Origin of the sequence: Salinibacter sp. 10B, from assembly GCF_002954405.1 — a bacterium.
Lineage (GTDB): Bacteria > Bacteroidota > Rhodothermia > Rhodothermales > Salinibacteraceae > Salinibacter.
Genome location: NZ_MQWC01000004.1, coordinates 1,603,664 through 1,627,392, shown reverse-complemented (window position 1 = coordinate 1,627,392; position 23,729 = coordinate 1,603,664). Strand labels below are relative to the sequence as shown.

The window sequence follows — 23,729 nt, the reverse complement described above, 5'->3', positions numbered from 1 at the left end:
ACGTCCTGCATTCGATGATGAATACACGCATGGTGTTTTTTAGACATCTGTTTTTGGGCGTCCTGCTCTTCGCCGTGCCACTCAGCGACAGCTTCGCGCAGCGGGCTTCAGACGGTCCAGGCGACTACGTTGAACATCAGGTGGACGCCTCGACGGTCGTTGTGGAGGGCCAGAATGCCGATCTCCACTTGACGCTCGTTCGTCCTTCCATCGTGAAGGTGCACTGGCGGCGAGGCGAATCCGCCCCCGACACCTCGCGGGCGGTGGTGGCGGAGCCAAGGACCGATCTCCGGTTCGCGGTTCACGAAAGTGCGGAGGGCCTCTACGTCCGCGGGGGCAAGGTCACGGTGATTGTGGAGAAGCGTCCCCTACGCGTCCGCGTAGCCAACGAAACAGGGGAGACCGTCTTCTCGGAGGCCGCTATGAACGTCGCGTGGACGGACACGAGCCGCACGCTCCGAATGGAAATGGACGCGGAGACGCGAGCCTACGGGACCGGCGAACGCCCCGTGTTTGGCGTAACGGGCCACGCCTTCGATCTCGTGAACACGCAACGCTACGGCTATAACGAGGCGCCGATGACGATGAAGGTGAACGTGCCGTTCATGCCCACGACGGGCGGGTACGGCCTTTTTATCGACAACCCCTATCGGGCGCAAATCGACGTGGGGCAAGCCGACTCGACGCAGCTTCGGTACCAGGCGGGAGGGGGGCATCTCCGCTACTTCGTGCTCGTGGCGCCGACCATCAAGGAGCAGGTCCAGCAGTACACGACCCTCACGGGACGGCAGCCGCTTCCGCCCAAGTGGGCACTCGGCTACATGCAGTCGAAATACGGCTATCGGACGGAGGATGCGGCCCGGAGCGTCGTCGATACGCTTCGGCAAAAGGAGTTTCCGGTGGATGCGCTTATCCTCGACCTCTACTGGTTCGAGCACATGGGGGATCTGCGGTGGAACCGAGAGGCCTTTCCGGAGCCGTTCCGGATGATGCGCGACCTGAAGGCCCGGGGCGTGCAGACGATCGCCATCTCGGAGCCCTACATCGTGCGCCCGTCGCGCCTCTTTGAGCCGGCTCTCGATAGCAGCTTCGTGGGACAGACCCCGGCGGGCGAGCCGTACGTGATGGAGGACTGGTGGTCGTGCCCGGATGGGTGCGACGTGGCCCTGCTCGACATTACGGATCCGGCCGCGCAGGACTGGTGGGCGGGCCAGTATCCGCCGTTCATGGGCGAGACGATGGCGGGCCTCTGGACGGACCTGGGCGAGCCGGAGAAGCATCCGGCAGACATGCGGCACCACTTGGGGACCACGCCCGAGATCCACAACCTCTACAACTTTCTCTGGGCGCGTACCCTGTATCAGCGATGGGACGACTGGCGGCCGAATCAGCGCATGGTGAATCTCACACGGTCGGGGTACGCCGGCATTCAGCGCTTTGGGACTGTGCTGTGGAGTGGCGACGTGGCGCGCAGCTTTACCGGACTGCAAGCCCAGCCGTCGCTCCTCCTCAATATGGGGCTGAGTGGCTTCGGCTACTACGGCTCGGACCTCGGCGGCTTTACGGGGGGACCCAAGCAGCCGGAGCTCTATGCTCGCTGGCTGCAGCACGGCGCTCTGTCGCCCATCATGCGCGTCCACGGCGTCGACAATCTGCCGACCGAGCCCTGGCGGTTTGGCCGTCAGGTGGAGCGCATCGTCCGCTCCAGCGTGCATCTCCGCTACCGGTTGATGCCGTATCTCTACTCCTTGGCCTGGACGAATCACCGCACCGGACTCCCAATTGCTCGTCCCCTCTTCTTTGCAGACCCGGACGACGAGCAGCTGCATGACTACACGGACGCGTACCTGCTGGGGCCGAATCTTCTGGTGGCGCCGGTACTGGAAGAGGGCAAGCGCTCGAAGACGGTCCGACTTCCGGAGGGAAGGTGGATCGACTGGTGGAGTGATCAAGCATACGACGGCGGGCAAACGATCACCGTCGACGCCCCGCTCAACGAGATTCCGCTCTTTGTCAAGGCGGGGTCTATTCTGCCCACGCGACCGGTCGCTCCGCATACTGGCGCCCAGCCGGCCGACACGCTCGGCCTCGCCATATATCCCGACTCGGGGAGGAGCGCATCGTTCTCACTCTATCAGGACGACGGGCGGACGCGAGGCTACCGGCAGGGACGCTACGCGCTCACGTCCCTCCGACAGTCGTGGCGGCGAGGGGCAGGGGCTCCGGCGCTCCGCCTGACGATTGGGGCTGCAAATGGGCACTACGACGGGCAGCCCGACGCACGCACCCTTCAGGCCGACGTGCATCGGATCGCCGCTGCGCCGACCCGCGTCGGTGCGAGCGGACAATCCCTATCACAAAAGGGGTCTCGTGAGGAGGTCGTGCGGGACGGCGGGTGGTATTACGACAATACTGAGCACGTCCTCTACGTACAGCAGCGAGCCGACACCCACGAGCCGCTCCGGATCACGGTCTACGGCGCCCGCATTGACGACTGACGGAACCCCGTCGCGCTGTCTATGTCCAGATCCTTTTGGCGATGGAGACGCTGTTCTTCGGGGACGCTCCGAATGGGGGCAATGGGTTGTGGGCATTCGGTCTCCTAATCGGAGCCACCGTGCTCGGCCTCCTGGTGCATGCCCTATTCACCTGGGGCGCCCGTCGCATTCTGCGGCGCTCCTCCGACTCCTTGCCGCTGCGCGGGGCCCTGCTCCGCCGGCTCCCGGAGCCCCTGCGGATCCTGGTACCCATCCTGTTCGCGTATGGCATTCGTCCGGTCGTCCGTCCCCATCTCTCTGCGGAGATGGGGACTGTTCTGGATGGGGGGCTCTACGTCTTGCTCATTGTCGCGACCACGTGGCTGGTTGTGGCGGCGCTGCGGGCGGGGGAGGAGGCCGTGGCAGAGTATTATTCCATCGACGTGCCGGACAACCTAAAGGCTCGGAAGATCGTGACGCAGGTTCGGATTCTGCGTCGCATCGCCACCACCGTGATTATCGTGTTGGGCGTGGGACTGGTGCTCCTACAGTACGAGCCGTTTCGGGAATTGGGCACCGGAATCTTGGCGTCGGCCGGCATCGTCGGTATTGTGCTCGGCATTGCCGCGCAGAGCACGCTCGGCAACCTCATCGCGGGCATTCAGATCGCCCTCACCCAGCCCATCCGCGTCGACGACGTTGTGATTGTGGAGGAAGAATTTGGCTGGGTTGAGGAGATTACGCTCACCTACGTCGTCGTGCGGGTGTGGGACAAACGGCGCATCGTTCTACCCATCACCCATTTCGTCGAGAAGCCGTTTCAGAACTGGACCCGCACGTCTGCGGATCTCATCGGCTCGGTGTTTCTCTACGTCGACTATCGGACCCCGGTACCGGCAGTGCGAGACGAGTTGCAGCGGGTCGTCGAGGCGTCGGAATACTGGGACGGAGACACCTGTGCCCTGCACGTGACGAACACGAGCGAGCGAGGAATTGAACTGCGGGCGATTGCCAGTGCCGCCAGTGCTCCTCAGCTGTGGGAACTCCGATGTGAGATTCGAGAACAGCTGGTGGCCTACCTCCGAGAGGAGCACCCCGACGCACTTCCCGTCGTTCGCGCCCAGTTGCAGGAGGAGGGCGGCTCGTCCTTTTCAGCGCCAGGAGGGCCAGAACGGCCATAAACACACATGCCCGTTCGGATCCGTGCGAGGTCCGAACGGGCATAGAAGGCCGAAGCCAGAACAGAAATGGGGGCAGAAAAGAAGAGGCTCAGTTCGTATGTACTTTTTCCCGGGCCTGCTTTTGCTCCCGGACGACGTCATTCGGGGGCCATTCACTCTTCTGTTCGGGTTCGGGCCACAGCGTACGGATCTCGTCCGACGAGTGCTTCACGAAGGGTTCTGGTTCCTCCTGGGAGGGGGACTCCTTCGACGGAGAAGCAGATTGAGAGCGTTGTTTCGTAGCGGCATGGGTCACCAGCAGGAGCGCCGGCAACACAATGAGAGAGGAGAGCAGGGACCACATCAGGCTATTCACCCAGAGGGAGGCATTGGCGGTGTCGAACATGGTGCCGCCAAAACTGACAAGGACCCAAACGCCGATGACGCCACTGAGGTAGAGGATGACACGACGAACATCTTCCATAACGAGTGGACGGGAGACGAACGAGATCGCCCGCTCCCGCGAGTTTGTGAAAAGAGCTGCGCACGGGACCTTCGTCTGAAGGCAATATTGTGTAAACAGAATACTCCCCTTTGTTTCGTTTTGTACCAGAATGATGGAGTAAACCCCGACAACAAATTCTATTCCAATAGGGAGTGGGAAGAGGTAATTCTTAGGGTCGGGTAAAAGGAGATGGGGAGAGGAGGGGAGAACGTCGAATATGTGGGGTTAGATTAATGTAAATGAATTTTTGAAAAACAGGGCAATCGTCCTCTGCTGGGAGGTACGGCGAAGCCGCTACGGGTCTGGGCTTCAGGCAGTTCGCCCGGTGTACGGGGTCAGCCTTTGATGACACCGAGCGGTCGAAGTCGGGCCACCTTTTGAGAAAGGCCGGCTCCTTCCACGGCCTCGACGACATCGGCGACATCTTTATACGCCTCTGGAATCTCTTCTCGCACCGTGCGGCCGCTTTCGCCACGGACGACGATGCCCTCGTTGGCGAGCTCGGCGGTAATGTTGCGATTCCCCGCTGTTTTGCGGGCCTGCCGGCGGCTCATCTTGCGGCCGGCGCCGTGGCACGTGCTGCCGAACGTTTCGTCCATGGCTTTGTCGGTGCCCACGAGGACGTACGAGTAGCGTCCCATGTCGCCGGGGATGAGTACGGGCTGGCCCACTTGCTGGTAGCGGCCCGGCACGAGCGGGTGGCCCGCCGGGAGGGCCCGCGTTGCCCCTTTTCGGTGCACACACACCTCCTGCTTGCGTCCGTTTACGCGGTGCGTCTCGAATTTTGCGATGTTGTGGGCGACCTCATACACGGTGTGCAGGCCGTGCTCACGGGGGGAGAGGTCGAGCGCCTCCTCGAACGCCACTCGCGTGTTGTGGGCCATCACCTGCCGATTGGCAAATGCGTAGTTAATCGCGCAGCGCATCCCGCGGAGATATTTCTGCCCCTCGGGCGAGTCGATGGGGGCACAGGCCAACTGCCGGTCCGGCAGCTCGATGTTGTACTTGTTCATGGCCCGGTCCACGTCCTGCAGGGCGTCGTCGCACACCTGGTATCCGAAGCCTCGGCTCCCGGAGTGGATAATGACGGTGACGGCGCCTTCGTCGAGCCCCATGATGCGGGCCGCTCGTTCGTTGTACACCTCCGACACGTACCCGACTTCCAGAAAGTGATTGCCGGAGCCGAGCGTGCCGAGTTGGGGAAGTCCACGCTCTTTCGCCCGGCTCGACACCGCATCCGGATCGGCGCCGTCGACCTGTCCGCCCTCCTCGATCACGTCGAGGTCGGCCTCGGAGCCGTAGCCCTGGTTCACGGCCCACGTTGCGCCCCGTTGCAGGACGCGCGGCAGGGTGGAGTGGTCGACGCGCAGAGCACCGGAGGAGCCCACGCCTGTGGGCACGCGGTGGAAGAGGGTATCCACGAGGCGCTCCGCATCCTGCTTGTCGATGTCCTCCTTCGTGAGCTTGGACGACATCAGCCGCACGCCGCAATTCGAAACGACGAATCCGTCCGCGACAAAGTTGTGGTCCTCATGCGCGACAGTGAAGTCGTACACGTGAGGGTCTCCTGTTTCCGCTTCCAGGTTCACAGGCTCGATTGCGTCCACCGTCGACCAAACCATTCCGCTTTGCTCCAGTCCGTCGAGCGTGTCCTCGCAAAACGTGTCGAAGGTGGGAAACGAGGATCCAATGCGGACGCCGGTTTTCCGCTCTCCATAAAGCGCCCGCTCCAGAAACCGGCGGTTGACGTGTTCACCCGTCAAGTCGTCGTAGATGGTAGAAGGGAATGTACCAGTCTCATGGCGCATTCGGGCCTGCTCCGCAGCGGTCTCTCGCAGGGAAAGGACCTGTTGTTTTTGCTTGAGGTATTCGACGGCTGCCATCGCGAGCGACGACCGTTTTTGATTGTAGTCGTACCCAATCCGGCTCCACAGTGCGAGCATAGATTCCGTTCGCGACGAGAGCAACAGACGAAGCCGCACACGACCGTCGGCACTATTCTCCGGAGCAACTTCGGTGATCTCCTTCGTCTCTACCCCGAAGTCCTCAATGATTGACGCCAGGTCCTCAAGGAACTGCCGGCCGCTCTCTGCAAACCCGTCGCTTTTGCTGAGAGAAAGCGCCGGAGCGTAAAAGTTGCGTCCGTAGTGCGTCATCGTCGAGGGAGCAGACAGCTCAGCGCCGAAGAGCGGCGCCAGGAACAGCCGTTGATGCCAGAGCGGAGCATCGGGCAGCCATGCGGGAATTCCGTAGTCCTGGGCTGCTTTGTCGCCGACGGGCACGCCCAATGCCGCCATGAGGGCCGCGAAAGACGTACTGACGACCTTGAAGGAAGTCTCGGGTCGCTCGAATTCGTAGTGGTCGGAGGGCGTATCGACGCTGTGGCTCCGTTCCCGCCGGTAGATGCGAGAGGGTGTGAACCCGGCCGCTTCCACGTCGGAGCGAATCGCCTCCAGATCGTCAGGGGCAGCGTAAAACCACGCGGTTCCTTTTTCGTGGTCGCCGCTGAAGTAGAGCGTGCCGTCCCCGAACAGAACGCCGGCGATTTTGATGAGGTGCGGAACCGCTGAGTCGGAGGCTCGAAGCGGAAGGAGGTCCCGTTCTTGCAGATAATGGAGCACTTGTCCGACAGCATTTCCGGCGTCTTCCTTTCCCTGAGCTTTTAGCACCTTGCGGACGTCAGCCTCGTCGACGAGAATGCGATCGGACGGCTCGTCGTAGGGCACCCCTTCGAACGGACGGCGAGCGATCTGATCGCCCGGGTCCAAATCGTCGAGGTCGGTCATGCCGTCGGGCGTCCAGAACGGATGGTCGCCAGTGGCCAACACCTCGTCGTCGCCGGTGGTGCGAAGGCGATACACCGGCTGATCGGGTTGATGCTTCAAAAATGCGGCTACGGACGTCTCGTCGCTCGACGATGCCTCAAGGTCGTGACAGTGGAGAATGTCGTCCTGCCACGTCGTCTCCATCTCCGCGATCGTGCGCGTGTAGCCGTGGGCGTGAAGGACTTCGCTGTCGCCCGAGAGGCAGTTGATGTCGTAGCCCACTCCTCCAGGCGAGATCACCCCGTCGTCCGGATCGAACGCAGCCACACCGCCAATGGGAAAGCCGTAGCCCCAATGAATGTCGGGCATCGCGAGCGAGGCCGTCACGATGCCGGGCATGTGGGCCACGTTGATGGCCTGCTGGGGGGCATCGTCGTCGAGGATGTCTTCCAGCATCGGCTCGCTGGCGTAGAGGCGGGCGGGGACGTTCATTCGTCCGCGCTTGGGGAGCTGCCATCGATAATCGTCGAGTTTCTCGAGCGTGTATTCGGGCATAGGAGAGCAGAGTCGGTTGGGGAAGGCCGGGGCAGAGAGTACCGTTCAGCCTGTGCGCTGTTTTTTAACGGCGCGTACGCATGATACGGTCCCGTCAGCCGGCCCAAGTTTCATCATAGAAAAATATAAGACAGGCGTAAGTTCGTGTTCGGTTTATGGTAAATGTAGGGGGGTTTTCATACAATAAAACCGGTTTCACTTTTGGGTTACTGGTTCTTCGTGATTACACTGGGGTCGTGAAGAGAAAAAGAAAGTGAGCTGGACGTGTCTGGAACCGATTCCAGAAGCGGTTTCAGAGGTGCCCCACCGATGTGGATGTACTGGTGTCTTCGTTGAACGCCCCACGGAGTGGAGAAGCGGTTCTGGAAGAACGCCCACTTTTTCGTTAAGAGATCCCTTTTCGATTAGATCAAAATCCACCTGCTATGAGGAAAGCGATACGGTTTCTCGCATCTACATTTCTCGTTTTACTTATGTCTGCCTCTCTGGCCTGGGCGCAAACGGGGCAGATTGCCGGGCAGGTCGTCGACGCAGAGACGGGGAAGTCCCTTCCTGGGGTGAACGTCGTCATTCCGGAGATGGCCGGGACGGGAACTAGCACGAACGCGAACGGGCAGTTTCGGCTGATTAACATTCCCCCAGGCACCTACACCCTTCGAGCGACATTCGTCGGGTACGAGACGGCTACGGTCGAGGGGGTGCAGGTGAATCAGGACCTGACGTCCGAAATTACGATTGAGCTACGAGAAGATGTGGCGCAGCTTGATGGTGTGACTGTACAGGCCCAGCAAGAGGTTGTGCAGTCGGACCTATCGGCGAGTCGGGCGGACATCAGTGCCGAGGATATTGAAAACCTTCCGGCGGCCGACGTTGCTAGTGTCGTTGGGCTCCAGGCCGGAATTCAGGGGCTGAACATCCGAGGGAGTGAGGCCAGTCAGGCGGACTTTCGGGTCAACGGCTTCAGCCAGCAGAGTGGACGGGATAACACGCCGTACACCGGCGTTCCCTACACCGCGATTCAGCAGGTTCAGGTCCAGTCCGGCGGATTCAACGCCGAGTACGGCAATATCCGCTCCGGGATGGTGAATGTGACCACGATTGAGGGGCCGCGCGACGAGTACATGGTGGACGTGCTTGCCCGCTATAGTCCGGCAAGCAGCAAGAGCTTCGGCATTTCGCCCACCGACCCGAATTCCTACTGGATGCGCCCGTACATGGACCCAGAGGTAGCGATGGAGGGCACGGGCGAGTGGCCGGAGGAGCTCCAAAACTCGTATCCTGACTTCGAAGGATTCAATGAGATCGCGGCCAACAATCCTCAGCTCACGCCGCAGCAGGCACAGGATCTGTTTGAGTATCGCCATCGTCGGGACATTAGCATCGACAAGCCGGACTATCAGATCGACGGGACGATCGGCGGTCCAGTGCCGCTTGTCAGTGATTATCTCGGGGATCTCCGATTTGCCGTTTCCTACCGCCGCGAGCAGGAGGAGTACATTATTCCGCTGTCGCGAAGTGGGTATGATGAGCAGACCGGCCGCTTCAACCTCACCTCGAACGTCACGAACAACTTCAAGGTGACGTTGACGGGAATGACGGCCATTCAGAAAGGAAACAACGACGAGAGCCCGCGAACAGGCCCCACACGCATCCGTCGGGATGGAAATCGAGAGTGGATTTCAAACTACGGGGCCGGGGTCAACTACACGGACATCGGAGCCTGGAATGGCGAAGACATCTTCGGGACGGGCGCCTGGTCGGAAAGCACGATTCGGCGCTACATGGGAGGCTTGAAGGTGAACCACACGCTCGGCGAGAATACATTCTATGAGGCCCAGCTGCAGTGGCGGAAAACCAGCTACCGCACGAATCCTCCTCGGGCACGCGACACGACCAAAGTCGCACAGTTTGGAGGGGTCAGTGTAGACGAGGGACCAATCGGATTTCAGTTTGCGTCCGAAAACTCGATTACGGGTCTGCGGATGGGCGGCCACCACTCTGAGTTTCGGGATACGACTGACACGCGAGAGTGGAGAGGAAAGATCGCCCTTACGAGGGCCATCGGCCAGTACCACACGGCAAAGGCCGGCGTTGAGTTTAAAGTCGAGAATCACGACGTCGACTTTAATTACAAGGACTTTCTCGTCAACCCGCCGGACCATTACGCCCACTACGACAGCTCGCCCCTCTACGGCGCGGCCTTCATCCAGGATAAGCTGGAGTACAAGGGCATGATCGCCAACGTGGGGCTGCGCCTCGACTACTTCGACTCGAACACGGAGCGTTACGTCTTTCCGGAGTCCCAAGATGGGACCGTGAACCGGTATCCGTCTGCCTTTCTGGGCGGGAATAAGCCGCGCTTCGACGAGATGATGGAGACCGAGCCCGCCGACCCGCAGGTCAACCTGAGTCCGCGGCTCGGGGTGTCGTTCCCCATGACCGACGTCAGTAAGCTGTACTTCAACTACGGCCACTTTTACCAGCAGACGCGTCCGGACTTCCTCGACATGGTCCGCCGCGGGAACCAGACGGATAACGTCGTACAGATTGCGAATCCGGGCATGCCCCGGCCGAAGACGACCGCCTACGAGCTGGGCTACGAGCAAGGGTTCGTCGAGCAGTTCCTGCTCCGGATTGCGGGATACTACAAGGACCTTCAGAGCCAGCCCCGCTGGGTCAACTACACGAGCCGCAATGGGCTCATCGAGTACGAGTACCCGAGAGCCGAAAACTACCGGGACGTTCGCGGAGTCGAGATCAGCCTGCGGAAAAGCCGGGGCGATTGGGTTCGCGGCTTCATTAACTACACCTACCAGGTGGAGTCCGAAGGTGACTTTGGGTTCGGGCAGCAGTTCGAAAGTCGCGTCGATCAGCGGCAGTACGAGCGGTTCACAACCGACTACTACCAGTCGAAGCCGCAGCCGCAGCCCTACGCCCGTGTCAGCCTCACGTTCTTGACTCCGTCGGACTTCGGTCCGGACCTGCTTGGGGGCAACGTGTTCGGCGACCTGCGGCTGAACTTCCTCGGCCGGTGGAAGGCCGGGAGCTACTTCACCTACACCAACGAGCTCACGGTGCCGGAAGTGGAGGACAACATGCAGTGGGAAGCCTACAAGATGGTCGACATGCGGCTGAGCAAGACCATTCAGACATCAGGTGTGAGCGCACAGATCTTTGCGGACGTGAACAACGTCTTCAACCTGAAGAACCTCAATCAGGCGTCCTTCTTCGGGCCGCGGGACTTTCAGCAGTACATGAACTCCCTGCGCTTGCCCCAGGAGGCCGTCGACGGATGGGAGCAGAACTATGCCCCCACGGATGGAGACGGAGATCCGCAGTACGGGGATGACCAGCCCGGCGACATTGAGGGAGACCACATCAATCCGCCCAATGCGAAGTCCCTGCATTACCTCTTCCCGAGGAGCGTGAACATCGGCGTCCGGATGTCCTTCTAGGGCAGATTCGGGGGGAGGAGGGGACAAGGGGAACAGAATATAGATGTCAAGACTCGTTCATAACTATCGTTTCGTGATGAGCTCTTTTGATACTGATTGGCTCCAAGTACATGCCTTCATCGCCGCAGGCTGTTTGCTCCTCTTCATGGGGCTGACGGAGACGGAAAAGGGGTATGCCCAGTTTGACCAGCGGCCGATGGCCGTTGGGGAACTCCAGATGGTGTACACGGCAACCGGTGGACAGCAGGAATATTACAGCGCAGGAGGAAATCACCTCCGGTTGTATCCAGAGTTTCAGGCCGGACGCCTGCGAGCAGGTGCGCTCTGGATCGGCGCAAAGAACGTGCAGGGCGCGGACGGCACGCAGTACGACCGCCGGGTCGTTCACGTCGGGCCACGAACGACCGGGTTCGGTGAGTTCTTCCCCGTGAGCTTGAGGAAGATCGTGAAGTACGAGCCGCCCACCGTTACGGTGGATGGAAATGAGACCCTCAATGAGGACAAGACCTACGATGAGGTCCGGCCGGATCTCCCGTCTGACCAGATGATCGAACTCAAGGCGCACACGCTTCTGGGGGTGACCCTTACGAAGCGCGTGTACGGGTGGACGAACTCCGCACACGATAAGTACCACATTCAAGAATACGTCCTGACGAACACCGGGCACACAAGCGCCCAGGAGAACGGAGCCCTCGAAGATCAGACGGCCGAGGACGTGTACCTTCACTTCCAGAAGCGCTACACCCACGGAAACCGAAGTGCCATTCCGGGACAGGAGTGGGGCGCCAACGTCTTGAATGATGTCGTGGGAGACGGACAGGACGACTACGACGTGGACTTTGCGGCGCAGTACACTTGGAACGGAAACTCCCCGGGGGCCGAAATGGACCCGCTCGGTGGACCGGCCTGGAATGACAGCCCGGCCTTCCTAGAGCAGGGAGACGACGGAGGAGAGCTGACCACGACCGAGTTTATGGGGACCGTGAAGCTGTACGCCCCCTCCTCTCCGGACAAGCCGCGACAGCCCTCGATGACGGGCTACATCGACGCGGACCATCCCCTCACGTCCGGCAACAGCGCGTTCAATGAGCAGATGAACCGGGAGTATCGCTTTATCTCTCAGGCCGAACGCGCCACCGACGACTACACGTCGGGCACCGGATCGCACATGTTCCCCCACCACGCCGACGTGGCCGATCAGGACGGAGACTTTACCACTGTGATGGGTGAAGGGGACCCGAAGCTCGGCAAGGCCGGTGGGTATACCTCTGCCTTCAGCTACGGGCCGTACGACCTTGAGCCCGGAGAGAGTGTTCGCATCGTGATCGCCGAGGCTGTATCGGGCCTGTCGCCGGAAGCGCGCGTCAAGATCGGACAGGGCTTCAAGCAAACGGCGAGCAATCCGAGCGATCGGAGCACGACGGACGCATTTGAGGACATCGAATACGACGCGGACGGCGACGGGACGATTGATCCGGACGAAAGCATGGGCAAGAACCCGTGGGTCATGACCGGTCGCGACTCGCTTTTCCAGACCTTTGAGCGCGCAATCGCAAACTTCCAGGCGTCGAGCGATGCCAACGGCGCGATCACGAACTATGGGATTCCGCAGGCACCGAAGCCGCCGAGTACGTTCAGTGTGGAGTCTGGGGTCGACCAGATTAGCCTGAGTTGGGAGCGCGAGACCAACCCGCCCGGAGGATTTGAAATCTACCGCGCCCGAGGACGCGTCGAGGGACAGTACGAGAATGAATATCAGTACGAGAAGATCGCGGATGTGGGCGGTGGCACGCGGGAGTACAGTGACTCGGACGTGGTCCGAGGCGCCCAGTATTACTACTACATCCAGGCGGTTGGAAGCGAGAATAATAACGGGACGGCGATGACCCCGACCGGCAAGCCGCTCAAGAGCAACCGCTACCAGACGCAGACCTGGGATCCGGCTTCACTCAAGCGCGGACCGGGCGAGTCGGTGGCAGACTTCAAGATTGTGCCGAATCCCTACAACGTGGCGGCCGACCAGGAAGTGCGGTGGGACCAGCAGGACCGGCTCGGATTCCTGGAGATTCCGGGCAACTGTGTCATCCGGATCTACACGGAGATGGGAGAGCTGGTTGAGACCATCCGCCACAATGACGGCAGTGGAGACGAGTACTGGGATCACACCACTGCAGACCGCCAGCTGGTGGCGAGTGGGTTGTACATCGCCGTCGTGCGGGATCTGGATACCGGACAGGTTTCCAAGAAGAAATTCGTCATTGTTCGGTAGGAGCAAACGGTTTGCCCAACGAACGTCTGCGGGCGCCTACCGAGTGCCCACATTGTAGAGATCACTCGATTAACCGAGGTGAACATTATGAAATCGCGCATCGTTACGACCATCGTTCTTTCATGTGCCCTATTGGTTGGGCTTTCTGCTCCTGCCACGGCTCAGGACAACACCAAGCGTGCGCAGACCGGCATGAAGTTCCTGAGCCAGTCGCTGAGTCCGAAGGTGGCGGGCATGGGGGGGACGGGAACCACCCTCCAGCTGCAGTCGACGTCCATGTTCTACAATCCGGCGGGAATGGCCCAGATGGAGAATTATGGACACGCTGCGTTCTCGACCATGCAGTGGATCGCAGACATTGACTATAACAGTGCGAGCGTGTCTCTCCGTCCGTTCGAGGGCACGTACGGGGTCATTGGGTTCACCTTCATGCAGGTGAGCTACGGCGACCTTGAAGGCACCCGCCGGGCCGGGAACGACCAGGGATATGTGTCGACCGGCACGTTCAGCCCCAGCTCCTGGGCGTTCGGGGTTGGATATGCGTATCCGGTGACGGATCGCATCTCGGTGGGGGCGAAGGTGAAATACGCCAAGCAGAACCTGGGCCCAAGCGTCATGTCGACGGACGGGACCACGAAGCAGAACGACCTCGGGACCGGGGCCTACGACTTCGGGATTCAGTATGATACCGATTATCGAGGCATCCAGGTCGCTATGAACGTGCGAAATTTCTCGCCCGAGGTGCAGTATGAGCGTCAGAGCTTCGAGCTGCCAATGGAGCTCTCCGTGGGCATTTCCGCGGACATGTTCGAGATGACGGACTTTCTGTCTGATCCGAACGATAACCACTCGCTCAACATCATGCTCAAAGGCGTTACGCCCCGCGACTTCAGCGAGCGGATGCACTTTGGAGGAGAGTACACCTTCATGGAAACCTTCTCCATTCGAGGCGGCTATACGCTACCGAAGTCCAGCCTCGAAGAAGGCTTCAACGCAGGGGCCGGCCTGCAGACGACCTTTGCCGGCTTCGACCTGGGGGCCGACTACTCGTACACGTCCTTCGACGTGTTCAACGGCGTGAACCGCATTGGTCTCAACGTCGGGTTTTAATGTCCTCAGACGGCTTGCACGCCTTTGCACGTAGCTGTATCACGGTTTCTTTCTGCGCGAGTTGACTCGATTGATGGACACACGGCATCCCGGAGCGGCCTGGCGAATGGTGCTTCCGCTCGTGGTTTGTACCCTGATCGTGTTGGGGTGTGGATCCGGAGGAGAAGCGGAGTCGGGGGGGGCGGGGAATGCCATGTCCCGGGAGGCCGTCGACGATACGACGGTCTCTATGCTCGTGCAGTCGCAACGGGCCTTGAAGCAAGGAGCCCTCCGCAATGCGCTTACGCTTGCCGACAGCGTGGTGCACCGGGCGCCGCGACTGGCCGACGGGCACTTTCAGCGGGGCCGCGTTCTCTCTGAACTCAAGCGCTTCGACGAGGCGGCAAAGGAATACCGGAAGGTTTTGTCGCTGAATCCGCAGTATCAGGGCGCGTGGTTTAATCTTGGGAATAATGCCTACCGCCGCCAGAATTTCGAGAAGGCTCTTCGGTACTTCCAGAACGAGCAAGAACAGTTTTCGTCGGCCTCTACGCTCGTGGAGGTGGGGAAGGCCTACAGTGCGGTCGGAAAGCCGGATAGTGCGCAGTGGGCATACGAGCAGGCCTTGTCGTTAGACTCCACCACGGCGGCGGCGCACGCCCGGCTTGGGCGCCTGTTTGAGGAAGAAGGAAAGGTGGAGACGGCGCTCACGCATTCACGTCGGGCGCTGGAGCTTGAACCCGAGAACGTGAATTATCAATACGTCGTCGCCTCTCACCTCTACCAGTTGGGGCGGTACGAGGACGCAATTACGCATCTCCGGTCCGTGATTGAGGAGCGTCCGTGGCACCAGGAAGCCCACTATAATCTCGGGCAGGCGCTCGTGCGAACCGGGCAGAAAGAGAAGGGGAAGCAGTATTTGGTCCAGGCCGATACGCTCGACAAGCGACAGCGCGAGATTGAGCGTCTAGAGTCGGTGGCGAAGGACCAGCCCGGCAATCCACAGCGGTGGAAGACGTTGGCCGATGCGTACCGGGACATCGGCCGGCTGGGGAAGGCGCAAGAGACGTACAGCATCGCGTTGTACCTCCGGCCCTCAAGTCCGACCCTTCGAGACCAGTTGGCCCAGCTAGCGGCTGCACGCGGGAACTACAAGACGGCTGTGACGCACTACCAGGCCCTCCTGCGTCGCCATCCCGACTTCACGGATGGATGGTTCAATCTTGGCGTCGTGTACGCCCGCAACGGAGAAACGGAAAAGGCCCGAAAGATGTGGAAACGCGTCCTCCAGCAGCGTCCGAATCATCCGAGGGCACGGAAGTACTTGTCCTCTCTTGAGGCCGGGGACTCATAGAGCGCAGTGGCTATTTGAGGGGCAGTGCGGACGGAGCATTGGTGGATGAGGGGCGGTTCCTTTTGGGGACCCTCTCCTGGAGGGGGAGCGTGGCAGAGGCGCAGTACTTTGATTCCAGATGAGGTAGCCCGTGGTGCAGTTGTTGCTCGATCAAACGACGACGGAAGGGAGGCGAGGCATCGTTTTGTGTCTTGGGCTTCTTCTCGGGGGAATCGTAATGACGGGGTGTACTCACTCCTCGTCTTCGCCCTCTGCGGAAGAGGACGCCCCAGTCTCGTTTACGGACGTAACTGAGCAGGCCAACCTCGACGATTTCCAGCACCGCACCGGAGCATTTGGGGAAAAATGGTTTCCGGAAACGATGGGAAGTGGGGGGGGCTTCATCGATTACAACGGGGATGGCCGGCTCGATATTCTCCTTGCCGGCGGGGGCGTCTGGCCGAAGAGTGAGGTCGACCTTGAACATGCGCTCTGGCTTTATCGCAACGACGGGAACGGATCGTTTACCCTCGTGAGCGAGGAGGCAGGGCTGGGGGCGGTCGAGGCATACGGCTTCGGCGTTACTGTCGCCGACTATAACAACGACGGCCATAGCGACTTCCTCTTGACGACGCTGAATCGGAATCTGCTTTTCCGAAATGAAGGGGACGGGACGTTCACTGAGGTTGGAAAAGAGGCAGGGTTAACGGCTCCTCCTGAGTGGAGCAGCTCCGCCGCGTTCTTTGATGCCGACAACGACGGTCACCTCGATCTGTACGTGGGGAATTATGTGAAGTGGAGCCGGGAAAACGATCTGTTCTGTTCGGTCGATGGAAAGACAAAGGCCTACTGTACCCCCGAAGAATACGAGGGGGCCATCGGACGCTTCTACCACAATGACGGCGACGGCACATTCACGGAGTGGACGGAGCGCGCCGGATTCCAGTCCTCCCCGGGCAAAACCCTGGGGGTCACGATGCTGGATTACAACCGGGACGGGTGGATGGACCTGTACGTGGCGAACGACATGGAGCGCAATCTGCTCTATGAGAACAATGGAGATGGGACATTTACGGAGCGGGGGCGCGTGAGCGGCACAGCCTACAGCCAGTCGGGACAGGTACGGGCCGGAATGGGAACCGATGCCGGCATTGTGGACAGTACGGGGCGTTCCACCATCTTCGTTGGCAACTTCTCGCGGGAGAAGATCAGCGTCTTCCGTCATCAGCGCGACGGGCTCTTTAGAGACCGGTCGGCGCGGTCAGGGGTCGGTCGTCCGGGCAAGTTTACGCTCGGGTTTGGGTTGTTTTTGTTTGACGCGGAGTTGAATGGCACCCTGGATCTTTTTGTCGCAAACGGGCACGTCCAGCCGGACATCGAAAGCATCGACCGGGCGGTGCACTACAAGCAGCGTCCCCATCTCTTCTTGAACAACGGCAAGGGACGGTTTGACGAGATGACGGTCGAGCAGGGGCCCCTTGCCGATTCTCTTGTCGCCCGAGGGGCGGCCTACGGCGACTACGACAAGGATGGGGACCTGGACATTCTCGTGACGGAGAATGAGGGCGAGGCGCACCTCTGGCAGAACCGAGTGCGGGATCAGGAAAATGGGCCGAATTACCTCCGGGTACAACTGCAGGGGACGGAAAGCAACCGGGATGGGATCGGAGCCCGGGTGCGGATCGAGTACGGGGAGGAACAGCAGGAACGGGTGCTTCGGACGGGGTCGAGCTATCTCTCATCGATCGAGTTGGCGTTGACCTTTGGGCTCGGCGGACAATCGCAGGTCGAGCAGGTGACGGTGCATTGGCCGAGCGGCGAGGTGGACCGAATCTCAGCGGTCCAGGCCAACCAGACGCTTCGTATCGTTGAGGGCGAGGGCCGAGCCGCCGTTTGATGAAGGGCAAGCAATTGAAAAGGAGAGAGGGGGGAGGCGTCGGCATGACAGTCATCGACGGGATAGTGGTATGCGAGTACTCATACGGATCGTACTCCTTGTGCTTGTGGGGCTTGGAGGAGGAAGCTACGCACTTCCGGCCCAGCCGCTTTCGGAGCCGGGGACGGACGCTCCGAAGGAGACCCTGCGTTTGGGGGTCGTGGGCATGGTGCACGGTCACGTCCACGGGTTTTTGCAGGCGAGACCCTATGAGGGAGTGCAGGTGGTTGGGCTTGCCGAATCGGATACGGCGTTGCGGCGGCAGGTTGCTGAACAGTATGATCTTGGTGCGGAACGCCTGTATGGCAGCCTCACGACGATGCTTGCGGAGGCACGTCCGGATGCCGTGGTGGTGTTTACCAATACCTTCGATCACCGCCGCGTCGTAGAGGAAGCGGCCCGCCGAGGGGTGCACGTGATGGTCGAAAAGCCGCTGGCCGTGGGAATGGAGCACGCTCGTGCGATCCAACAGGCGGCGCAGGCGAATGACGTCCACGTACTGGTGAACTACGAAACGACCTGGTATCCGAGCACCCATCGTGCCCACGCTCTTGCCCGAGAGAACGGCGAGCTTGGGACCCTGCGAAAGATCGTCGTGCGCGATGGGCACCGCGGGCCCAAAGAGATCGGGGTGGGGCCGACCTTTCTGAACTGGCTGACCGATCCGACCCTGAATGGGGGCGGGGCCCTCATGGACTTTGGCTGCTATGGAGCGAACTTGCTCACATGGCTCATGGAGGGACGACGTCCCCAAACGGTAACGGCTGTCACGCAGCAGGTGAAGTCGGATCCCGTGTACCAGAAGGTGGACGACATTGCGACCATCCTGTTGACCTATCCCGGGGGCCAGGGGGTGATCCAGGCCTCGTGGAATTGGCCCTACAGTCGCAAGGACATGTCGATTTATGGACGGAACGGCTACATTCACGCCGATACTCCGACCCAGATGCGTGTGCGGATCGGAGAGGCCGAGGAGCGGGACGTGACGCTTGAGGCGCAGCCGTCGTTTTACGAAGCAGCGGTGCCGTACCTGCGCAACGTGGTTCGGGGAGAGGTGGAGCCAAAGGGGCTTTCATCCCTCGAGAACAACATGATCGTGACCAAAATTTTGGAGGCTGCTCGTCGCTCGGCACGAACGGGAGAAACGGTGCGGTTGCAAGGCGAATAGACGGGATTCTCCACGATCCTACGAATTCCTTCACCTCGTCTGTTGCCTTTGGGGCGTACACACTCACTTGCGGGAACTGATACCCAATGTCCCATGGCGTTCGTCGCAGTCGTCTTCCGGTCCCGAACGGCTCGTCTTTTGTGGGGGCTCCTGCTTCCGCTTCTTCTGTTTTGGGGGAATGGAATGGCGCAGGCCCAGGGCCGAGCGGCTATCAGCGGATTCGTCACGGACTCCAGTGATGGGCAGCCCCTTACGGGGGCCAACGTTCTTCTCCAGCGCGTTGCAGACTCGACGGTGTCGTACGGCGGGGCTACCGACGAGGACGGGGTCTACCTCTTGAAGGGCATCCGCCCGGGGCGCTATGAACTGCAGGTTTCGTTCGTCGGGTACGTCTCATATGTCGATACGTTGAGGCTCGCGTCCGGACGGCAGCAGACGGTGAACGTGTCGATTCGAGCCGGGGAATCTCCTCTGGAAGAGATCGTCGTTGAAGAGGAGCGGGGTGATATGACGGATGTGGAGGCCGGACATGAGCGGATTGATCCGGTCGAGGTGGAGCGGATCCCGACGCCGGACGTCAGTGGAGATCTGTCGTCGTACCTAACGGTGCTTCCGGGGGTTGTCACGCTGGCCGACCGAGGGGGGCAGCTCTTTATCCGCGGGGGGGAACCGTCGCAGAACATGGTGCTTCTGGACGGCATGGTGATTTACCAGCCCTTCCATCTACTCGGGTTTTACTCTGCCTTCCCGTCGGATATCATCGATCATGCAGACCTGTTTGCAGGGGGCTTCGGCGCGAAATATGGACGACGCCTCTCGTCGGTGATTGACGTGTCGACCCGAACGGGCAACAAGCGTCACTTTGCGAGCCGGGTCAGCGTATCACCTTTTATTGGAGAGGCCCGTCTGGAGGGGCCACTTGGAACCGATCAGATCTCGGGGCTCGTGTCTGTACGGCAGTCTCGGGTGGAACAGTGGGCAGGTCCCTTGATTGGGGACGAGCTTCCCTTTCAGTTTGGCGATGCGTTCGGGAAGGTGCACGCCGATCTCGCCGATAATAGTCGCCTGTCGCTGAGTGCCGTTCGGACCTATGATCGAGGAACGATACGGTCTGCGTCCGCCGTCGGCAGGCTTCCGGAGGAGACGATTCAGGCCCAACCGTTCGGGGAAGTGCGATGGCATAACTGGGGGATTGGAGCACGATATCTCGCCGTTCCGTCCACCCTCCCCGTCGTGACGGACGCGCACCTGTCGGTCTCGGGCCTTCGAACGGAGTTGGGGCCGTCTGGGGCACCGATCCGCAGTTCACGGGTTCGGACCACGCGCATGGCCTTCGACGCTCGATTTCCGGGGGAGCAGCTGTCGATTCAGGCTGGGTTTGAGGGCAGTTTTTCTCGGTTCTCCCACGAGCTCGACGGGTTGTATCAGGATGCCTTTCGGGATGAGCGCACGACGCTCGACCACATCGTGATGTACGTAGAGCCGACGATCATGCTCGGCGCATTTCGAGTTGAGCCGGGGCTTCGACTGCAGTTTCTGAAGAGTCGGTTTAACCCGTTTCTGGCGCCGCGCCTGCGCGGGCGCTGGGAGAAGGGGCGGCACCGGGTGAGTGCCGCGACTGGGGTGTACTACCAGGAGGCGGTAGGACTGAGCGATCGACGAGACGCCGCGAGTGTGTTCACTGCGTGGACCAATATTCCCAAACACAGCGGGCTGCCGCGAGACGATGTGCGAAGGGGACGTACGCCCCGGGCTGTTCACGGAGTGATCGGGTATCACGTGGGGCTGATTCGGGGACTGGAGCTTTCGCTCGAAGGATACTATAAGCGGCTCTCGGATCTCTTCATTGCGGAATGGACGGCTTTCCCCCGCTTTACCACGCGCTTGCAGCCGGCCGAGGGCCGTTCGTTTGGGGCCGACGTGCGCCTTGAGGGAGAGTGGGGGCCCCTTTATGGATACTTGGGATACGGCTACGCCAATACAACGTATGATGCGCGCCAGGACGAGATCGAACTTTGGTACGGAACCGAGGACCTCCGCTTTCGCCCCCCGCACGACCGTCGCCATCAGTTGAGCGTACTCCTGAATGTTGAGGTAGGAGGATTCGAGGCGAGTGCGCGATGGCAGTTTGCCAGTGGACGGCCGTACAGCCGGATTGTGGGCTTCGATGGATTTGCGCCAGTCACCCAGGTCCGGGACGTGAAGGACGTGCCCGGGACTCGTCGCATCATTTACGGGGAGCCGTTCGGAGGGGTGTTGCCTTCGTACCACCGTCTCGATGTGTCTGCCGAGCAGAGCATTGCACTGGGAACCGACGTGGAGCTCGCCGTTCAGGCCTCTGTGGTGAACGCGTATCACCGACGCAATATTTTCTACCTGGACACCTTCACGCTCAAGCGGGTCGATCAGCTTCCGTTTACGCCCTCCCTAGGGATTGCGCTCCGGTACAAATAGAGGAGGTTCCTCATGCGCTCCGTTTACTTTGGACTTTTGTGTGCCGGGATGGCCCTGCTCATCGGCTGTGAAGCCACGGTGGATCCGATCGTGGGCACCGACAAAGCCTTTTCTCTCTATGGCGTGCTCCAGCCGCGAGCGGATACACAGTGGGTACGCGTCTATCCCATTGAAGACCGATTGGAGCCCACAGCTCCGGACTCGCTGGCCGTGACGGTGACGTCGACCGACCTGACCCGCGGCCGGCGCGCGACCTGGCACGATTCGCTGATTCAGGAAGACGACGGGCGGTATGCGCACGTGTACTGGAGCCGGACGCCCATCGAGTACGAACACACCTATCGGGTGGAGGTCGCGGGGGAGGGCGAGCGCACCGCTCAGGTGGAAGTGCCGGTGCCCGAAAATTCGGCGCTTGCCCTTCATGAGCCGCAGGCGGAGACGTTGCCCGTGATTGTGCCCGTGCACGTTACCCAGGCTGTGCCGCGCCTCATCAACGTAGAGGTGGAGTACTACGTACAGTATGACCGGCAGGACAACGTGGCGGGGTCTGCATCCCCCACAGCACGCCTGCGCGTGTCGTACAGTGGCATTCCAGAGCGGACCGACGGGGAGTGGGTGGTGCCCATTGATTTGACTGAAGACTACCGAACGCTCCGAGAGCGGCTCGTGAATGCCGACCTCTGGAATCCGACGGTTGGAATCGTCATGCGGAATATGACTCTCCGTCTCGAGGTTGTGAACGACGCCTGGAATCCTCCTGGGGGAGCATTCGATCCTGAGGTGCTGGTCGAACCCGGCACCATGTCGAACGTGACGGATGGATTCGGTTTCGTAGGGGCTGGGTATCGGCTCAAGAAACGGTGGACGCCCTCGGTTGAGGTGCTGGAGAGGGCGGGCTGGACCGATCCGGCCGATCTCTATTGAGAGGCTGGGCGAGGCGCGGGACGCCCTGGAGACGACGCTTTGTCGAGATTGTCCCTCCCGTCCAGTATAACGGGCCCCCCGTCCGATGCCGTTTGGCCTCGGTCGAGGGGCCCGTTGTACCGGTGCTTGCGTGAGTGGACAGTGCCGAGGAGAGGGAAGCGTTCCCCTCCGTGGTGACCGTCCTGAGCATGCGGACAGCGTTACTGCTGTGCCGTTGCCCCGACGGCGTTCTGCACTTCGGGGATTGCCCACGGCTCTCTCGGATTTTGCCGGGCCAGGTACTGATTGGCCGCTTCGTCGTTGGTAACCCGTCCCGCATCTCCGTCCCACTGGATCTTTTTATTGTCGGCACGGAGAGACACGACGCCCAGAAGCATCGTTTCCGTCAGCTGGGTCGCATACTCAAAGTGGGAGGTGGCCTCTTCCTGCCCCTTGATTGCGCGGGCCCAGTTCAGCTCGTGGTTTTCTCCCTGAATGCGATCGAACATTTGGGGCGGTGTGTCCAGCTCCTCTGCTTTTTCCTCCGGAAAGATCTGAGGATTGCTGCCGTAGGTTTCGTGCATGAGGTAGCCCTCACTGCCGACGAGGAGCGCACCGCCGGCCGGGTTGAGCGATACGTCTTCGGGGATGACGTCGGGACGCTCCGGCATGAGGCCCCCGTCGTACCAGATCATCTTCACCGGCGGGTTGTCGCCCCGAGCGGGGAAGTTGTAGTGCGTCATCGTCGATTGGGGCCAGCTCTCGCCGTTGAAGGCCGTGGAACGCGTCTGGACGGAGGTCGGGGCACCTAGCTCCAGCGCCCAGAAAGGGTGGTCCACCAGGTGGGCGCCCATGTCGCCGAGGGCCCCGGTTCCCCAGTCTACCCAGCCCCGCCAACTGAAGGGATGGAAGTCCTCGTGGTACGGCTCCTCATGGGCCGGACCGAGAAAGAGGTCCCAGTTCAACTGGTCGGGGACACGCTGCACTTCCTCAGGCATCTCAATGCCCTGCGGCCAAATCGGTCGGTTGGTCCAGACGTGCACCTTCTCGACCTCCCCGATCGCTCCGCTCCGCACGTACTCGTTGATCAGGCGCGCATCGTCGCTGGAGTGGCCCTGGTTTCCCATTTGTGTGACCACGTCAGTTTCCTGGGCCAGCTGCCGCAGGTAGCGCGCCTCGCCCACCGACCACGTCAGGGGCTTCTGGGTGTAGACGTGAAGGCCGCGCTTCATGGCGTCGGCCGTAATCTTGGCGTGCGTGTGGTCCGGCGTGGCGATGATGACGCCGTCGATTTCATTCCCCATCTCATCGAACATCCGCCGGTAGTCGTAATAGGTGGCGGCGTCGGGATACTTGTCGAAGACCTCGGACGCATAGCCGTGGTCGGCGTCGGCAAAGGCCACAATGTTCTCGGTCTCCGCCACGTTGTCAATGTTGCTTTCGCCCACCCCACCGACACCAATGCCGGCAATGTTCAGGGTGTCGCTGGGGGCCTGGTGGTCGGGGCCGCCCAACACGTGACGGGGAACCACCAGGGGGGCGGTGAACGCCGCTGCACCGGCCGCGGCCGTTTTGCTGAGAAAAGAACGTCGAGAGAGTGTGTTATCAGACATAAGGGTTAGAGGTTTGTGCAAGCGCTTTCAAGTAATCGAAAGAAAGT

Annotated in this window: 13 protein-coding genes; 10 read left to right on the top strand and 3 right to left on the bottom strand. The window is 60.9% G+C overall.

The window, feature by feature from the left end; all coding sequences use genetic code 11:
* Nucleotides 1-29: 29 nt before the first annotated feature.
* Nucleotides 30-2,498 (top strand): TIM-barrel domain-containing protein, encoded by a 2,469-nt coding sequence (locus BSZ35_RS06885; protein WP_181149217.1) that lies wholly within the window; start codon nt 30-32, stop codon nt 2,496-2,498.
* A gap of 41 nt (nt 2,499-2,539) precedes the next feature.
* Nucleotides 2,540-3,658, top strand: a complete 1,119-nt coding sequence (locus tag BSZ35_RS06880; RefSeq protein WP_105011745.1) for a mechanosensitive ion channel domain-containing protein — start codon at nt 2,540-2,542, stop codon at nt 3,656-3,658.
* A gap of 88 nt (nt 3,659-3,746) precedes the next feature.
* Here the strand turns inward: BSZ35_RS06880 and BSZ35_RS06875 are convergent, their stop codons facing one another.
* Entirely contained in the window at nt 3,747-4,121 is a 375-nt protein-coding gene (locus tag BSZ35_RS06875; RefSeq protein ID WP_105011744.1) for a hypothetical protein, read from the bottom strand.
* 356 nt (nt 4,122-4,477) lie between these two features.
* A complete protein-coding gene (locus BSZ35_RS06870) occupies nt 4,478-7,462 on the bottom strand; it encodes an intein-containing RctB family protein (RefSeq protein ID WP_105011743.1) in 2,985 nt (994 codons plus the stop codon).
* Between the two features lie 473 nt (nt 7,463-7,935).
* On the opposite strand from BSZ35_RS06870, the gene BSZ35_RS06865 reads away from it, so the two are divergent.
* From BSZ35_RS06865 to BSZ35_RS06830, 8 genes are all read left to right on the top strand, one after another.
* Nucleotides 7,936-10,917: a TonB-dependent receptor gene (locus tag BSZ35_RS06865; RefSeq protein WP_181149216.1), complete on the top strand. Its 2,982-nt coding sequence runs from the start codon at nt 7,936-7,938 to the stop codon at nt 10,915-10,917.
* A gap of 76 nt (nt 10,918-10,993) precedes the next feature.
* The gene (locus BSZ35_RS06860) at nt 10,994-13,186 is read left to right on the top strand and encodes a hypothetical protein (protein WP_105011741.1); all 2,193 of its coding nucleotides are present in this window, start codon (nt 10,994-10,996) and stop codon (nt 13,184-13,186) included.
* A gap of 87 nt (nt 13,187-13,273) precedes the next feature.
* A complete protein-coding gene (locus BSZ35_RS06855) occupies nt 13,274-14,296 on the top strand; it encodes a PorV/PorQ family protein (protein WP_105011740.1) in 1,023 nt (340 codons plus the stop codon).
* A gap of 73 nt (nt 14,297-14,369) precedes the next feature.
* On the top strand, nt 14,370-15,629 hold the full coding sequence (locus BSZ35_RS06850; protein ID WP_105011739.1) for a tetratricopeptide repeat protein: 1,260 nt from the start codon (nt 14,370-14,372) through the stop codon (nt 15,627-15,629).
* A gap of 217 nt (nt 15,630-15,846) precedes the next feature.
* Entirely contained in the window at nt 15,847-17,505 is a 1,659-nt protein-coding gene (locus tag BSZ35_RS06845; RefSeq protein ID WP_105011738.1) for a CRTAC1 family protein, read from the top strand.
* 70 nt (nt 17,506-17,575) lie between these two features.
* Nucleotides 17,576-18,712, top strand: a complete 1,137-nt coding sequence (locus tag BSZ35_RS06840; RefSeq protein ID WP_105011737.1) for a Gfo/Idh/MocA family oxidoreductase — start codon at nt 17,576-17,578, stop codon at nt 18,710-18,712.
* Between the two features lie 93 nt (nt 18,713-18,805).
* Nucleotides 18,806-21,166, top strand: coding sequence for a TonB-dependent receptor (locus tag BSZ35_RS06835; RefSeq protein ID WP_105011736.1), 2,361 nt, complete (start codon nt 18,806-18,808; stop codon nt 21,164-21,166).
* A 12-nt stretch (nt 21,167-21,178) separates the two neighbouring features.
* Nucleotides 21,179-22,090, top strand: a complete 912-nt coding sequence (locus BSZ35_RS06830) for a hypothetical protein (RefSeq protein WP_146110018.1) — start codon at nt 21,179-21,181, stop codon at nt 22,088-22,090.
* 200 nt (nt 22,091-22,290) lie between these two features.
* Here the strand turns inward: BSZ35_RS06830 and BSZ35_RS06825 are convergent, their stop codons facing one another.
* Nucleotides 22,291-23,682 carry a Gfo/Idh/MocA family oxidoreductase gene (locus tag BSZ35_RS06825; RefSeq protein WP_105011734.1) on the bottom strand — a complete coding sequence of 464 codons (1,392 nt, stop codon included), beginning with the start codon at nt 23,680-23,682 and terminating at the stop codon, nt 22,291-22,293.
* Between the last annotated feature and the right edge of the window lie 47 nt (nt 23,683-23,729).

Coding starts and splice junctions, on each gene's coding strand:
- BSZ35_RS06870 (WP_105011743.1), bottom strand. CDS start 7,462: ATGCCCGAATACACGCTCGAGAAACTCGACGATTATCGATGGCAGCTC.
- BSZ35_RS06855 (WP_105011740.1), top strand. CDS start 13,274: ATGAAATCGCGCATCGTTACGACCATCGTTCTTTCATGTGCCCTATTG.
- BSZ35_RS06830 (WP_146110018.1), top strand. CDS start 21,179: ATGCGCTCCGTTTACTTTGGACTTTTGTGTGCCGGGATGGCCCTGCTC.
- BSZ35_RS06880 (WP_105011745.1), top strand. CDS start 2,540: ATGGAGACGCTGTTCTTCGGGGACGCTCCGAATGGGGGCAATGGGTTG.
- BSZ35_RS06860 (WP_105011741.1), top strand. CDS start 10,994: ATGAGCTCTTTTGATACTGATTGGCTCCAAGTACATGCCTTCATCGCC.
- BSZ35_RS06875 (WP_105011744.1), bottom strand. CDS start 4,121: ATGGAAGATGTTCGTCGTGTCATCCTCTACCTCAGTGGCGTCATCGGC.
- BSZ35_RS06850 (WP_105011739.1), top strand. CDS start 14,370: ATGGACACACGGCATCCCGGAGCGGCCTGGCGAATGGTGCTTCCGCTC.
- BSZ35_RS06865 (WP_181149216.1), top strand. CDS start 7,936: ATGTCTGCCTCTCTGGCCTGGGCGCAAACGGGGCAGATTGCCGGGCAG.
- BSZ35_RS06825 (WP_105011734.1), bottom strand. CDS start 23,682: ATGTCTGATAACACACTCTCTCGACGTTCTTTTCTCAGCAAAACGGCC.
- BSZ35_RS06840 (WP_105011737.1), top strand. CDS start 17,576: ATGCGAGTACTCATACGGATCGTACTCCTTGTGCTTGTGGGGCTTGGA.
- BSZ35_RS06835 (WP_105011736.1), top strand. CDS start 18,806: ATGGCGTTCGTCGCAGTCGTCTTCCGGTCCCGAACGGCTCGTCTTTTG.
- BSZ35_RS06845 (WP_105011738.1), top strand. CDS start 15,847: ATGACGGGGTGTACTCACTCCTCGTCTTCGCCCTCTGCGGAAGAGGAC.
- BSZ35_RS06885 (WP_181149217.1), top strand. CDS start 30: ATGGTGTTTTTTAGACATCTGTTTTTGGGCGTCCTGCTCTTCGCCGTG.